This is a genomic window from Kitasatospora sp. NPDC058406, from assembly GCF_042722765.1.
Classification (GTDB): domain Bacteria; phylum Actinomycetota; class Actinomycetes; order Streptomycetales; family Streptomycetaceae; genus Kitasatospora.
Genome location: NZ_JBHXKE010000050.1, coordinates 14497 through 27732, shown reverse-complemented (window position 1 = coordinate 27732; position 13236 = coordinate 14497). Strand labels below are relative to the sequence as shown.

Genomic DNA, 13236 nt, shown 5'->3' with positions numbered 1-13236 from the left:
CGGCCCGGTCCGGACCCCGTGAACCGAGGCGCGCGGCCTCCGGGGCGAACGGCTCCGGCGGCCGCGCGTTAATCTTGGCCCTATGCCTGAACGCCGTACTGTCGCCCTTGTCACGCTCGGATGCGCCCGCAACGAGGTGGACTCCGAGGAACTCGCCGGGCGACTGGAAGCCGACGGCTGGTTGCTCGTGGACGACGCCGCCGAAGCCGACGTCGCCGTCGTCAACACCTGTGGCTTCGTCGAGGCCGCCAAGAAGGACTCCGTCGACGCCCTGCTGGAGGCCAACGACCTCAAGGGCCACGGCCGCACCCAGGCGGTCGTCGCGGTCGGCTGCATGGCCGAGCGGTACGGCAAGGAGCTGGCCGACGCCCTGCCCGAGGCGGACGGCGTGCTCGGCTTCGACGACTACTCGGACATCTCCGACCGCCTGCAGACCATCCTCTCCGGCGGCCACCACGCCCCGCACATCCCCCGCGACCGCCGCAAGCTGCTGCCGCTGAGCCCGGTCGAGCGGCAGTCCGCCGCCGCCGAGGTCGCTCTGCCCGGCCACGGGGCCCCCGAGGACCTCCCTGAGGGCCTCGCCCCGGCCTCCGGGCCGCGCACCCTGCGCAAGCGGCTGGACGACAGCCCGGTGGCCTCCGTCAAGCTCGCCTCCGGCTGCGACCGGCGGTGCTCGTTCTGCGCGATCCCGGCCTTCCGCGGCTCGTTCATCTCGCGCCGTCCCTCCGACGTGCTGCACGAGGCCCAGTGGCTGGCCGAGCAGGGCGTCCGCGAGGTGGTCCTGGTCAGCGAGAACAACACCTCGTACGGCAAGGACCTCGGGGACATCCGGCTGCTGGAGACGCTGCTCACCGAGATCTCGGAGACCGACGGCGTCGAGCGGGTCCGGGTCTCCTACCTGCAGCCCGCCGAGATGCGCCCCGGGCTGATCGACGCGATGACCGGCACCGAGGGCGTGGTGCCCTACTTCGACCTCTCGTTCCAGCACTCGGCCCCGGCGGTGCTCCGCCGGATGCGCCGCTTCGGCTCCACCGACCAGTTCCTGGAGCTGCTCGGGACGATCCGCTCCAAGGCCCCGCAGGCCGGCGCCCGGTCGAACTTCATCGTCGGCTTCCCCGGCGAGAGCGAGGCGGACTTCGCCGAGCTGGAACGGTTCGTCACGCACGCCGGGCTGGACGCGATCGGCGTCTTCGGTTACTCCGACGAGGACGGCACCGAGGCCGCAGGCTTCGAGGACAAGCTGTCCGAGGACGTGGTCGCGGACCGGCTGGCCCGGCTCAGCAGGCTCGCCGAGGAGATGACCGCCCAGCGTGCCGAGCAGCGGATCGGCACCGAGATCGAGGTGCTGGTCGAGTCGGTCGACGGCGACCTGGTCGAGGGCCGCGCGGCCCACCAGGCGCCCGAGACGGACGGTCTCACCACGCTCACCGGCGTCGAGCGCCCCGAGGTGGGCGGGTTCTACCGCGCCCGGGTGGTCGCCAGCGAGGGCGTCGACCTGGTCGCCGAGGCGCTGGAGCAGGTGCGCGTCCGCCGGGCACCCGGAGCAGGGGAATGACCCACGGGCCCGGCGCCCCGGCCGCGGCCCACCCGGGCAGACCGGAGGCCGCGGTGCCCCCGGAGCCGGGGATCTGGAACATCGCCAACATGCTCACGATGCTCCGGCTGCTGCTGGTGCCGGTCTTCGTGACGCTGCTCTTCGCCGACGGCGGCCACGACCCCAAGTGGCGCTCGGTCGCCTGGGCGTCCTTCGCCGTCGCGATGATCACCGACCTGTTCGACGGGGAGCTGGCCCGCCGCAAGGGCCTGGTCACCGACTTCGGCAAGATCGCCGACCCGATCGCCGACAAGACGATCATGGGCGCGGCGCTGATCGGCCTCTCGGTGCTGGGCGACCTGCCGTGGTGGATCACCGTGGTGATCCTGGCCCGCGAACTCGGCATCACGCTGATGCGGTTCTGGGTGATCCGCTTCGGCGTGATCCCGGCCAGCCGGGGCGGCAAGCTGAAGACGCTCACCCAGGGCATCGCGGTCGGCATGTACGTCCTGGAACTCACCGGCTGGCTGGCCACCGCCCGGGCCCTGCTGATGGGGCTCGCGGTGCTGCTGACCGTCGGTACCGCGCTGGACTACGTCGGCCAGGCGCTGCGGCTGCGCCGTGAGGGCCTCGCGGCGGCCCGTACGGAGCGCTGAGACCCCGGACGGAGTGCCGCGGCCCCGCCGGCGACGGTTTCCGTCCCGGCGGGGCCGTTCCGACTTTTGCCGGTCGAGGCGGGGGGCTGCGGGGGCTGCCGGGCGCACAATGGCGGGTACTCCGGGGCGGGCCCGGGGGGTGCGAGGGAGGGACGTCGGGATGAGTGGCAGAGCTGCGACGGACGGCAGAACCGACTCAGTGACGGCCGCCGGGGGCGGGCAGGCGGTGCCCGGGCAGTCCGGGGACGCCGGGCGGTCCGGGCAGTCCGGGCCCGGACCGGTGCCCGGTGGGCGGGCCGCGGACGGGCCGGCGGACCGGGGGTCGACGGACCGGGGACCGGCGGTCGGCGGGTCGGCGGACCAGGGACCGGCGGACTACGGGCTGGCGGAGCGGGCTCACGCCGCACTGCGGGCCGAGGGCGGGACGGTGGCCGTCGCCGAGTCGCTGACCGGCGGGCTGCTGGCGGCCGCGCTGGTGGACGTCCCGGGGGCGTCCACCACCTTCCGGGGCTCGGTGACCGCGTACGCGACCGAGCTGAAGGCCTCGGTGCTCGGGGTCGACGAGGGCCTGCTGGAGGTCAACGGGCCGGTCCACCCGGTGGTCGCCCGGCAGATGGCCGAGGGCGTACGGAAGTTGCTGGGTGCCACCTACGGGGTCGCGACGACCGGGGTGGCCGGTCCGGACCCGCAGGACGGACAGGCGGTGGGCACGGTGTACCTCGCGGTCGCCGGCCCCGGGGGAAGTCTGGTCACTTCGCCACGGTTGTCGGGAGAGCGTGCCACAATCCGTCACGGGGCGGTGACCGCCGCTCTGGAGCTGCTCGTCGGGCGGCTTCCGTCCGGTACGCCCACGCACTGAGTCCTCGTCCGCCGCCGCTCCCGCCGCTCGCCCGACGTCCCGCAGCGGCGGTGCCGTCGAGGTGCCGCCGCAGCGCCGCCGGTCCCGTCCGCCGAGATCTCCACCGAACCGAGATCTGCCGAACTGGCGTACGGGCATCGTGCGGCTGGAGGATCGTGTTACATCAGTGGGCCCGGATGGGCAGAAACCAGGTGGCGAACGAGTGGCGCGGCGGTAGCCGGGTGCCGCCCGGAGGGTACGACGAGGTGCCCGCAGACCCGGGTGCGACACCGAAATTGGGGAGGGGACAGCCTTGCAGCCCAGAGTGAACACGACCATGGTCCCCGCACGCGAAGCGGGCAAGGCGGTACGGTGGGGGCGTGACATCTCGATCCGCAGTCCGAGGAGGGAGGCACCGATGATCCTGCTTCGTCGCCTACTGGGCGATGTACTGCGTCGGCAGCGCCAGCGCCAGGGCCGCACACTCCGCGAGGTGTCGGCAGCCGCCAGGGTTTCGCTCGGTTACCTCTCCGAGGTCGAGCGGGGACAGAAGGAGGCCTCCTCGGAGCTGCTCTCCGCCATCTGCGACGCACTCGACGTCCGGATGTCCGAGGTCATGCGCGAGGTCAGCGACGAACTGTCGCTCGCCGAACTTGCGGCGATGGCCACCCTCTCCGAAGGTGAACTGCTGAGGCCGGTGCTCGAACCGGTACAGCTGCCCGCCCCCGGCGCCGACCGGGCGAACATGTCGCCCAAGGCCGCCGCGATGGACGTGGTCGCCGCCTGATCCGGCCTCGACACCCGGGCGCCTGGTGCCCGGGGCGAGCGAAGGAGGGCGGTCGTGCGGAGAACGGTGGTGGCGCGTACGCGTACCGGGGCCCGAATACGGCTCCGGCGGCGGTGGCCGCAGCCGGTCCGCCGTGGTCTGCCGGTCCTGGCCGGCGGACTCGGTTGGTGGCTGCTGGCCGCCCCCGGACAGCTGCCCGACGGTGCGGTGCCGGTCCTGCTGGCGGCCGGCGGCTGGGGGCTCGGGTTGATCCCGGTCCACGCCGACCGGAACGCCACGGGCCCGGCGAGGCGCCGGACGGGTGAGCCGACGGCCCGGGCGGAGGCGGAGTCTCCGGTCGGGTGAGGACGAACGCGGACGAGGGCCGCGGCACCGGGAAACCGGCGCCGCGGCCCTCGTCGTGTGTCCGGCGGGCGGCGGGCGGCGGGCGGCGGGCGGCGGGCCGGGACCGGGGCCGGGCGGTGACGGGGACGGTGCCTAGGGCCGCAGGCGCAGGCCGCGCGGGGTGGCGTGGAAGCCGGCCTCCTCCAGGGCGGCACCGAGGTCCGAGCCGAGGGCGGGCGTGCCGTTCGCCCGTTCGACGGTGACGCTGCCGAGCGCCCCCGAGCGGACCGCGGTGGCCAGCGCGGCGGTCGCCGTGGCGAGCGTCGACGCGTCCTCCGGCCAGGCCAGCAACGACTTGCCGCCCCGTTCGACGTAGAGGCTCAGCTCGCCGTCGACCAGGACCACCAGGGCGCCCGCCTTCCGGCCCGGGCGGTGTGCCCGGGTCGCGGCGCCGTCCCCCGTGCCGCCCGCACCGGCCGGCGGCTCGGGCCAGGGCAGTGCGGCGCCGTAGGCGTTGGCCGGGTCCGCGGCGGCCAGCACCAGGGCCTGCGGCGGCTCCGCGGAGGGCGCGGCCGGCCACTCGGTGGCCCGGGTGCGCTCCAGCCGGCCGTTGACCGACCGCAGCCGGTCGGCCGCGCCCTCCATGGCGAACTGGGCACCGCCCAGCCCCTCCACGAAGTAGCCCCGGCGGGTCCGCCCGCGCTCCTCCATCGCGGCGAGCACCCGGTACACCCCGGCGAAGCCGCCCGGGACCCGTTCGGCCGCCACCGCGCCGCGGGTGAGCAGGCCGTGCCGGTCCAGCAGGCTCTGCGCCTGGGCGGTGGCCCGGACGGTCTGTTCGGTGGTGAAGGCGGGCAGCAGCGACCAGCGTCCGCCGACCGTCGGCGGACCGCTGCGCAGCGCGCCGCCGGCCCGGCCGAACGGGCGCCCCGCGCCGCCGTAGCGTCCGCGCGGGACGGCCCGGGGCGCCCGGTGCGCGGTGGACCCGGCCGTCCGGCCCGAACCGAGCAGGGCGCGCAGCGGCGCCAGGGTGTCGTTGCTGACGTAGCCCGCCCAGACGAGGTCCCAGAGCGACTCGACGAGCTCCTGCTCAGGGGTGTCCGGGAGGTGTGCGACCAACTGGCGGAAGAAGAGGCCGTAGCCGCCGGCCAGTGCCTCCATGAGCGCGGTGTGCACCGGGGTGACGGTGGGCGGGATCGGTTCTGGGCGCAGCAGCTGGGCGTTCTCGGCCAGGTGCAGGCTGATCCAGCCGTCCTTGCCCGGCAGGGCGCCGGCGCCGGTCCAGCCGATCTCGCCGGCCGCCATCAGCTCGTCCAGCAGGCCGGGGGAGTAGTCGGTGAGCCGGGCCGGGAGGACCAGCTTCTCCAGGGCCGACGCGGGCAGCGCGGCGCCCTGGAGCTGCTCGACCACCCGGAGCAGGCCGTCCGGGCCGCGCAGCCGGTGGCCGGCCAGGTGCTGCCACTGCGGCAGGAAGGCCGCCAGGGCGCGGGGCGGGACGGGTTCGACCTCCTGGCGCAGGGCGGCCAGCGAGCGACGGCGCAGCCGGCGCAGCACGTCGGTGTCGCACCACTCGACGGCGGCGGTGTGGCCCTCGACCGGTCGGAACTCGCCCTGGACCAGGCGGCCGGCGGCGGTGAGCCGGTGCAGGGTGCCGGTGACCACGGCGGTGCCGAGACCGAAGCGGTCGGCGGCCTCGGCGGCGGTGAACGGCCCGTGGGTGCGCGCGTGCCGGGCGAGCAGGTCGCCCAGCGGGTCCTTGACCGGTTCGGTGAAGGCTTCGGGGACGCCGACCGGGAGGGGGGTGCCGAGGGCGTCGCGCAGCCGCCCGGCGTCCTCGATGGCGGCCCAGCGCCGTTCGCCGGCGATCCGGACCTGGATCACCCGGCGGGCGGACTCCAGTTCCAGGGCCCAGAGCGGTTGGGCGCCGCGGGCGGTCAGCTCCGCCTCGGTGAGCGGGCCGAGCAGGCGCAGCGCGTCGGCGACGCCCTCGGCGTCCTTGATCCGGCGCTCGGGGGTGAGCCGCTGGAGCTCGGCCTCCAGCTCGGCCAGGACCTCCGGGTCGAGGAGCTCGCGCAGTTCGGCCTGGCCGAGGAGTTCGGAGAGCAGCCGGGAGTCGAGCGAGAGCGCGGCGGCCCGGCGTTCGGCGAGCGGGGAGTCCCCCTCGTACAGGAACTGGGCGACGTAGCCGAAGAGGAGCGAGCGGGCGAACGGGGAGGGCTCGGTGGTGGTGACCTCGATCAGGCGCACGGCGCGGGATTCGAGGTCCCCCATCAGCTCGACCAGGCCGGGGACGTCGAAGACGTCCTGGAGGCACTCGCGGACGGCCTCCAGGACGATCGGGAAGGAGCCGTACTCGGAGGCGACCTCCAGGAGCTGGGCGGAGCGCTGCCGCTGCTGCCACAGCGGGGTGCGGCGGCCGGGGCTGCGGCGGGGGAGCAGCAGGGCGCGGCCGGCGCACTCGCGGAAGCGGGAGGCGAACAGGGCGGAGCTGCCGACCTGGTCGGTGACGAGCTGTTCGATCTCGCCGGGCTCGAACAGGGCGGCGTCCGCGCCGACCGGGGCGTCGTCGGCGGGAGGCCGCCCGGAGGGGTTGCCGAAGTCGAAGTCGACGGACAGCAGGTCGGCGTCCGGGAGACGGAGCACGATGCCGTCGTCGGCGTGCATCACCTGCGGGTCGAGGCCGTGCTTCTCCCGCAGCCGGGCGCCGAGGGCGAGCGCCCAGGGGGCGTGCACCTGGGCGCCGAAGGGGGAGTGGATGACGATCCGCCAGTCGCCGAGTTCGTCGCGGAACCGCTCGACCACGATGGTGCGGTCGTCGGGGAGGTGGCCGCAGGCGGTGCGCTGCTCGGCGAGGTAGGCCAGCAGGTTGCCGGCGGCCCAGTCGTCCAGGCCGGCCCCGCGGAGCCGGGCGGTGGCGGCCTCGGTGTCGAGGGCGCCGAGCTCGCGGGTGAAGGCGCCGAGGGCGCGGCCGAGTTCGAGCGGGCGGCCGAGGGAGTCGCCCTTCCAGAACGGGAGGCGGCCCGGGACACCGGGGGCGGGTGTGACCAGCACCTTGTCGTGGGTGATCTCCTGGATCCGCCAGGAGGTGGTGCCGAGGGTGAAGACGTCGCCGACACGGGACTCGTAGACCATCTCCTCGTCCAGCTCCCCCACCCGTCCGCCCCCCTTCTTGGGGTCGGCCCCGGCGATGAAGACGCCGAACAGGCCGCGGTCCGGGATGGTGCCGCCGGAGGTGACGGCGAGCCGCTGCGCGCCGGGCCGGCCGGTCACGGTGCCGGCCACCCGGTCCCAGACCAGGCGGGGCCGCAGCTCGGCGAAGGCGTCCGAGGGGTAGCGGCCGGCCAGCATGTCGAGCACGGCGTCGAAGGCGGACTGGGGCAGGGAGGCGAACGGCGCGGCGCGGCGGACCACGGCGAGCAGCTCGTCGACCTGCCAGGTCTCCATCGCCGTCATGGCGACCAGCTGCTGCGCCAGTACGTCCAGCGGGTTGCGGGGGATGCGCAGCGCCTCGATCCGGCCGGTGCGCATCCGTTCGGTGACCACGGCGGACTGGACGAGGTCCCCGCGGTACTTGGGGAAGACGACGCCGGTGGAGACGGCACCGACCTGGTGGCCGGCCCGGCCGACGCGCTGCAGGCCGGAGGCGACCGAGGGCGGGGACTCGACCTGGACGACCAGTTCGACGGCGCCCATGTCGATCCCGAGCTCCAGGCTGGAGGTGGCGACCACGGCGGGCAGCCGGCCGGCCTTGAGCTCCTCCTCGACCAGGGCGCGCTGTTCCTTGGAGACCGAGCCGTGGTGGGCGCGGGCGATCACCGGCGGGGCGCCCTTGGCGGCGCCGGAGCCGCCCATCAGGAGGGCGGGGGCGTGGTCCTCGGGGAGGGCGGCGCCGGTGGCGCGCTCCAGGGCGATCTCGTTCAGCCGGTTGCAGAGCCGCTCGGCGAGGCGGCGGGAGTTGGCGAAGACGATGGTCGAGCGGTGCGCCTGGACGAGGTCGACGATCCGCTCCTCGACGTGCGGCCAGATCGAGTTCTGCCGGGCCGGGTCGTCGTCGGAGGCGCTGCCGGCGGTGGGGGAGGCGGGCAGGTCGTCGAGGTGGGGTACGGGCACCACCACGGAGAGGTCGAACTCCTTGGTGGACGGCGGCTGGACGACGACGGCGCCGCGCCCGGGGCTGAGGAAACGGGCCACCTCCTCGACCGGGCGGACGGTGGCGGAGAGGCCGATCCGGCGGGCCGGGCGGTCCAGCAGCGCGTCCAGCCGCTCCAGGGAGAGCGCCAGGTGGGCGCCGCGCTTGGTGCCCGCGACGGCGTGCACCTCGTCCAGGATCACCGTGTCGACGCCCCGCAGCGCCTCGCGGGAGGCCGAGGTGAGCAGCAGGAAGAGTGATTCGGGGGTGGTGATCAGGATGTCCGGCGGGTGCGTGGCGAAGCGGCGGCGGTCGGCGGCGGGGGTGTCGCCGGAGCGGATGCCGACCTGGACGTCGGGCTCGGGCAGGCCGAGCCGGACGGCGGCCTGCCGCAGGCCGGCCAGCGGGGCGCGGAGGTTCCGCTCGACGTCGACCGCGAGGGCCTTGAGCGGCGAGATGTAGAGGACCCGGCAGCGGCGCCCGGCCTCGTCGGGCGGCGGGACGGAGCTGAGCCGGTCCAGCGCGGACAGGAAGGCGGCGAGCGTCTTGCCGGAGCCGGTGGGGGCCACGACCAGGACGTCGGTCTCCCGGGCGATGGCGCGCCAGGCCTCGGCCTGGGCGGCGGTCGGGGCGGAGAAGGCGGCGCCGAACCAGGCCCGGGTGGCCGGGGCGAAGCCGGCCAGCGGGTCGGACGGGGACGGTGTCTGGGTCTGGGGCGCCATGCCCCCATGGTGCCGGGTGCCACTGACAGAGGGGGGACCCGGAGACGGCACGGCGGGTGTGTGGCCGTTCGGTGGAGCTGATCGGGCAAAACAGACAATCCGACCATATGGTGATGGTTCAGACCTGCGATGCCCCTGTGAAGACCAGCCCTCCGGTGGCCGCCCGACCGCGTCCGGCCACCGGGACCGACGAGCGGAGACCGTGCCATGGCGCAGGTGGACCCGTCCGGCCGCGGTCCCGTCCACGTCCCCGTCCGGACCGCCCGTACCGGCCCGGCCGCCCGGCGCCGGGTGCGGGGCCCCTTCCGGGTCCTGCTCGCCATGCTGCTCACCGCGCTCGTGGTGGGCGGCGCCGTGCCGTACGTCTCCGGGCCCGGCCGGTCGTACCTCAGCTACCTGGTCCTCGCCGAGCAGGCGGACGCCGCCGGGGCCGCCCTGGCCGCGGGAGAGGCCCGGGCGGCCGGCGGAGAGGTGGTTCAGGAGTACCCGCAGATCGGCGCCGTCCTCGCGTACGCCGCCGGGGGCTTCGCCGGCAAGGTCAGGGACCGGCCCGGGGTGGCCGCGGTCGGCGCGACCAGGACCGCGCCGGTGCCGGGGCCGCCCCGGTCGCTCGACGGGGCCGGCGACTTCGGCGCGGGAACGGTGCGGGCGGGGAGCGCGGACGGCCGGGACGACACCACCGCCACGGTGGCCGACCCGGGCGAGCACGACGCCTGGAACCTCGCCCTGCTCGGCGCCGCCGCCGGACCGGGCGGCGACGCCACCCCCAACCTGCTGGGCGGCCCGGACGCCCCCGCCGCCGGGGCCCTCGGCAAGGTGCTCGTCGCGGTGCTGGACTCCGGCGTCGACGACACCCACCCCGACCTGCGCGCCGCCGTCGACCCGAAGGCCTCCGCCTCCTGCGCCGACGGCCGCCCGGACGCCCGCACCGGCGCCTGGCGGCCCGACGACGGGGTCGGCGAGAGCGGCCACGGCACGCACGTCGCCGGGATCGTCGGCGCCGCCCGGGACGGCCGCGGCGTCAGCGGGGTCGCGCCGGGCGTCCGGATCGCCGCGGTCCGGCTGCTCGGTCCGCTCGGCCAGTACTACGCGGAGAACATCGTCTGCGGGATGCTCTGGGCCGCCGACCACGGCGCCAGGGCGATCAACAACAGCTACTTCGCGGACCCGTGGAAGTACAACTGCCCCGACGACCGCGACCAGGCCGCGCTGACCGCCGCCGTCGGCCGGGCGGCCGACTACGCCCGCCGCCGGGGTGCGGTGGTGGTCGCCTCGGCGGGCAACGACGGCCAGGACCTCGGCGCCCCCCGCCCCGACGAGCGCAGCCCGAACGACCGCACCGCCGGCCCGGCGGAGTCACGGTTCGTCGGCCCCGAGTGCGTGCGGCTGCCCGGAGAGCTGCCCGGCGTGGTCACGGTGACCGCCGTCAACCGGGACGGGCGTCCGTCCGCGTACACCAACCACGGACGCGGCAGGGTCTCGCTGGCCGCGCCCGGCGGCGACCCGGACGGCGGCGCCCAGGGGGCGGTCGTCTCCGACTGGCCCGGCGACCGCTACGCCGCGCTGGCCGGCACCTCGATGGCCGCCGCGCACGTCACGGGCGCCGTCGCGGTGGCCGCCGCGCTCCACCCGGACTGGGACGCCGGCCGGCTCGCCGACCTGCTGGCCGCCACCGCGGCGGCCGCCTGCCCGCCCGGCCCGCACGCCTGCGGCGACCGGCAGTACTACGGGGCGGGGACGCTGACGCTGCCGCGCTGACGCGGCGGGCGGGCCGGGCGGGGGCGAGGTCGCGGGCCGGGCGGGTCCCCGGCGGGTGCCGGGGGCGCGGCAGGGGCGTGAGGTGCGGAAAACCGGGTGACGGGCGGGGCGGGGTGGGTGAGGATCGGACCATGGAGGTCTTCCTCACCACCGAGCGGCTGGTGCTGCGCCGCTTCACCGCCGCCGACGCCGACCACCTGGAGGAGCTGGACGGCGACCCCGAGGTGATGCGCTACCTCACCGGTGGCCGGGCCACACCGCGCGAGGTCGTCGAGAGCACCCTGCTGCCGCTGTACTTCGACCACTACCGCCGGTACGGCGACCTCGGCTGGTGGGCCGCCGAGGATCGGACGGGCGGGGCCTTCCTGGGCTGGTTCGAGTTCCGGCCGCCGGACGGCGACCGCACCGAGGTCGAGCTCGGCTACCGCCTGCGGCGCGCTGCCTGGGGGCACGGCTACGCCACCGAGGGCGCCCGGGCGCTGATCCACCGGGGATTCACCGAGCTCGGGGTGGAGCGCGTGGTGGCCTACACGATGGCGGTCAACCACGGATCGCGGCGGGTGATGGAGAAGTCCGGGCTCTCCTACGTCCGGACCTTCCACGAGGATTACCCCGAAGCGATCCCGGGCAGTGAGTACGGCGAGGTCGAGTACGCACTGGTGGCGGCGGACCGGCGGGCCTGACGGCGGGCCGGTCCGGGATACTGGTGGGCATGAGGCTGACGGAGTTCTGGCGGCGGATGCACGCACACTTCGGCGAGGTGTACGCCGAGTCCTTCGCGACCGACCACGTGATGAGCGAGCTGGGCGGTCGGACGGTCCGGCAGGCGCTGGAGGCGGGCTGGGAGGCCAAGGACGTCTGGCGGGTGGTCTGCGAGACCCAGGGAGTCTCCGCGGTTCTCCGCTGATTCCGGCCCGATGCTCGAACGGGCGTCGGACATGGGTCAGACTGTGCGGGTGAAAAGCAGTGCAGAACCGCAGAATTCGGACAGGTCGGCGCAGGTCGCCGACGAGGCCGCGGGCTCCCCGCCCGCCTCGCCGCCCCGGACCGCCACCGACGGTCTCTGGGGTTCCGGGATGCCGCGCTGGCTGCCCCGGGCCATGGTGCTGGCACTGCTCATGGTCGGGCTGTTCCAGCTCGCCGACTGGGCGTTCCACCAGCTGATCGACCTCTTCGTGATGCTGCTGGTCTCCTTCTTCCTGTCCTTGGCCCTGGAGCCGGCGGTCGACCGGATGGCGGCCCGCGGGGTGCGCCGGGGGGTCGGCACCTTCCTGGTCTTCGTCGCGGTGGCGATCGCGGTGGGCGGTTTCCTGGCCGCGCTCGGCACCCTGCTGGTCGACCAGGTGGCGAAGATCGCGGGGGACCTGCCGCACCTGCTCGACAGCCTGATCGACTGGATCAACCGGACCTTCAACCAGGACCTCTCGCTGGACGAGCTGCAGAAGAAGCTGCTCAAGGACTCCGGCGCCATCGAGACCTACGCCCAGCAGGCCGCCGACAACGTCTGGGGCGTCTCCTCGACCCTGATCGGCGGACTGTTCCAGGCCTTCACCGTCGGCCTCTTCACCTTCTACTTCACCGCCGACGGCCCCCGGGTGCGACGGACCGTCTGTTCGCTGCTGCCGCCCGCCAAGCAGGGCGAGGTGCTGCGCGCCTGGGAGATCGCGCTGGCCAAGACCGGCGGCTACCTCTACTCCAGGGCGCTGCTCGCCGTGGCGTCGACGTTCGCGCACTGGGTGATGTTCGCCGTGGTGGACCTGCCGTACGCGGCCGCGCTGGCGATCTGGGTCGGCGTCATGTCGCAGTTCGTGCCGACCATCGGCACCTACCTGGCGGGGGCCCTGCCGGTGCTGGTGGCGCTCACCGTGGAGCCGGTGGACGCACTCTGGGTGCTGGCGTTCGTGGTGGTCTACCAGCAGATCGAGAACTACCTGCTGCACCCGCGGATCACGGCGAAGACGGTGGACGTCCACCCGGCGGTGGCGTTCGGTTCGGTGATCGCCGGGGCCGCGCTGCTCGGCGCGGTCGGCGCGCTCATCGCCATCCCGGCGGCAGCCACCCTGCAGGGCTTCGTGGGGACGTACGTGCGCCGCTACGAGGTGGCGACCGACCCGCGGATCGACCGGGGCGAGCAGCGCCGGCTGCGGCGGGCGCTGCGCCGGGAGGCGGCCCGCCGGCTGCGGCGGATGGTCGGCGGGGGGTCGGACGGCGCCGCGGGCAGGGGCGCCGGCTCGAACAAGGACGCCGGCTCGAACAAGGGCGCCGGGTCGGACCGGGGCGCCGGGTCGGACCGGGGCACCGGCGCGGGGCCCGGTGCCGGTCAGGGACCGAAGGGCGGGGACGGCAAGGAGGGCGGGGGGAAGCGGGGCGAGTAGGCCGAACGGCTTCGGCTTGAATCGAACACTTGTTCTTTGTACTCTCCGGCGAAGAGTTTTCCCCAGGCCGAGCCCGGTCAGGGTCGATTGTCAGTGGGACGCGCTAGCGTCGA

The 13236-nt window shown here is 75.1% G+C and carries 10 protein-coding genes; 9 read left to right on the top strand and 1 reads right to left on the bottom strand.

All coding sequences use genetic code 11. From position 1 onward, the window contains the following. Positions 1-82 precede the first annotated feature (82 nt). From rimO to ACFWOG_RS12710, 5 genes are all read left to right on the top strand, one after another. Positions 83-1555: a 30S ribosomal protein S12 methylthiotransferase RimO gene (gene rimO, locus ACFWOG_RS12730; RefSeq protein WP_380357561.1), complete on the top strand. Its 1473-nt coding sequence runs from the start codon at positions 83-85 to the stop codon at positions 1553-1555. Continuing rightward, positions 1552-2190: a CDP-diacylglycerol--glycerol-3-phosphate 3-phosphatidyltransferase gene (gene pgsA, locus ACFWOG_RS12725; protein ID WP_329882550.1), complete on the top strand. Its 639-nt coding sequence runs from the start codon at positions 1552-1554 to the stop codon at positions 2188-2190. Before rimO ends, pgsA begins: the two co-directional genes overlap by 4 nt. A gap of 382 nt (positions 2191-2572) precedes the next feature. Then, the gene (locus tag ACFWOG_RS12720; protein WP_329882677.1) at positions 2573-3049 is read left to right on the top strand and encodes a CinA family protein; all 477 of its coding nucleotides are present in this window, start codon (positions 2573-2575) and stop codon (positions 3047-3049) included. Between the two features lie 397 nt (positions 3050-3446). After that, on the top strand, positions 3447-3815 hold the full coding sequence (locus ACFWOG_RS12715; protein ID WP_327681118.1) for a helix-turn-helix transcriptional regulator: 369 nt from the start codon (positions 3447-3449) through the stop codon (positions 3813-3815). Between the two features lie 54 nt (positions 3816-3869). Next, the gene (locus tag ACFWOG_RS12710; protein WP_329949975.1) at positions 3870-4160 is read left to right on the top strand and encodes a hypothetical protein; all 291 of its coding nucleotides are present in this window, start codon (positions 3870-3872) and stop codon (positions 4158-4160) included. Between the two features lie 132 nt (positions 4161-4292). Here the strand turns inward: ACFWOG_RS12710 and ACFWOG_RS12705 are convergent, their stop codons facing one another. Continuing rightward, entirely contained in the window at positions 4293-8990 is a 4698-nt protein-coding gene (locus ACFWOG_RS12705; protein WP_380357556.1) for an ATP-dependent helicase, read from the bottom strand. Between the two features lie 207 nt (positions 8991-9197). Between ACFWOG_RS12705 and ACFWOG_RS12700 the strand changes: the two genes are divergently transcribed. From ACFWOG_RS12700 to ACFWOG_RS12685, 4 genes are all read left to right on the top strand, one after another. Beyond that, positions 9198-10748 carry a S8 family serine peptidase gene (locus tag ACFWOG_RS12700; RefSeq protein WP_380357553.1) on the top strand — a complete coding sequence of 517 codons (1551 nt, stop codon included), beginning with the start codon at positions 9198-9200 and terminating at the stop codon, positions 10746-10748. A 131-nt stretch (positions 10749-10879) separates the two neighbouring features. Then, the gene (locus ACFWOG_RS12695) at positions 10880-11431 is read left to right on the top strand and encodes a GNAT family N-acetyltransferase (RefSeq protein ID WP_380357550.1); all 552 of its coding nucleotides are present in this window, start codon (positions 10880-10882) and stop codon (positions 11429-11431) included. Between the two features lie 29 nt (positions 11432-11460). Beyond that, positions 11461-11655, top strand: a complete 195-nt coding sequence (locus tag ACFWOG_RS12690) for a DUF3046 domain-containing protein (RefSeq protein ID WP_329949979.1) — start codon at positions 11461-11463, stop codon at positions 11653-11655. A gap of 169 nt (positions 11656-11824) precedes the next feature. Beyond that, positions 11825-13123, top strand: coding sequence for an AI-2E family transporter (locus tag ACFWOG_RS12685; protein WP_380357572.1), 1299 nt, complete (start codon positions 11825-11827; stop codon positions 13121-13123). Positions 13124-13236: the final 113 nt, after the last annotated feature.

What these genes read in the sequence shown, in the direction of transcription:
- rimO (WP_380357561.1), top strand. Translation starts at nt 83, where the DNA reads ATGCCTGAACGCCGTACTGTCGCCCTTGTCACGCTCGGATGCGCCCGC.
- pgsA (WP_329882550.1), top strand. Translation starts at nt 1,552, where the DNA reads ATGACCCACGGGCCCGGCGCCCCGGCCGCGGCCCACCCGGGCAGACCG.
- ACFWOG_RS12715 (WP_327681118.1), top strand. Translation starts at nt 3,447, where the DNA reads ATGATCCTGCTTCGTCGCCTACTGGGCGATGTACTGCGTCGGCAGCGC.
- ACFWOG_RS12705 (WP_380357556.1), bottom strand. Translation starts at nt 8,990, where the DNA reads ATGGCGCCCCAGACCCAGACACCGTCCCCGTCCGACCCGCTGGCCGGC.
- ACFWOG_RS12700 (WP_380357553.1), top strand. Translation starts at nt 9,198, where the DNA reads ATGGCGCAGGTGGACCCGTCCGGCCGCGGTCCCGTCCACGTCCCCGTC.
- ACFWOG_RS12695 (WP_380357550.1), top strand. Translation starts at nt 10,880, where the DNA reads ATGGAGGTCTTCCTCACCACCGAGCGGCTGGTGCTGCGCCGCTTCACC.
- ACFWOG_RS12690 (WP_329949979.1), top strand. Translation starts at nt 11,461, where the DNA reads ATGAGGCTGACGGAGTTCTGGCGGCGGATGCACGCACACTTCGGCGAG.
- ACFWOG_RS12685 (WP_380357572.1), top strand. Translation starts at nt 11,825, where the DNA reads ATGCCGCGCTGGCTGCCCCGGGCCATGGTGCTGGCACTGCTCATGGTC.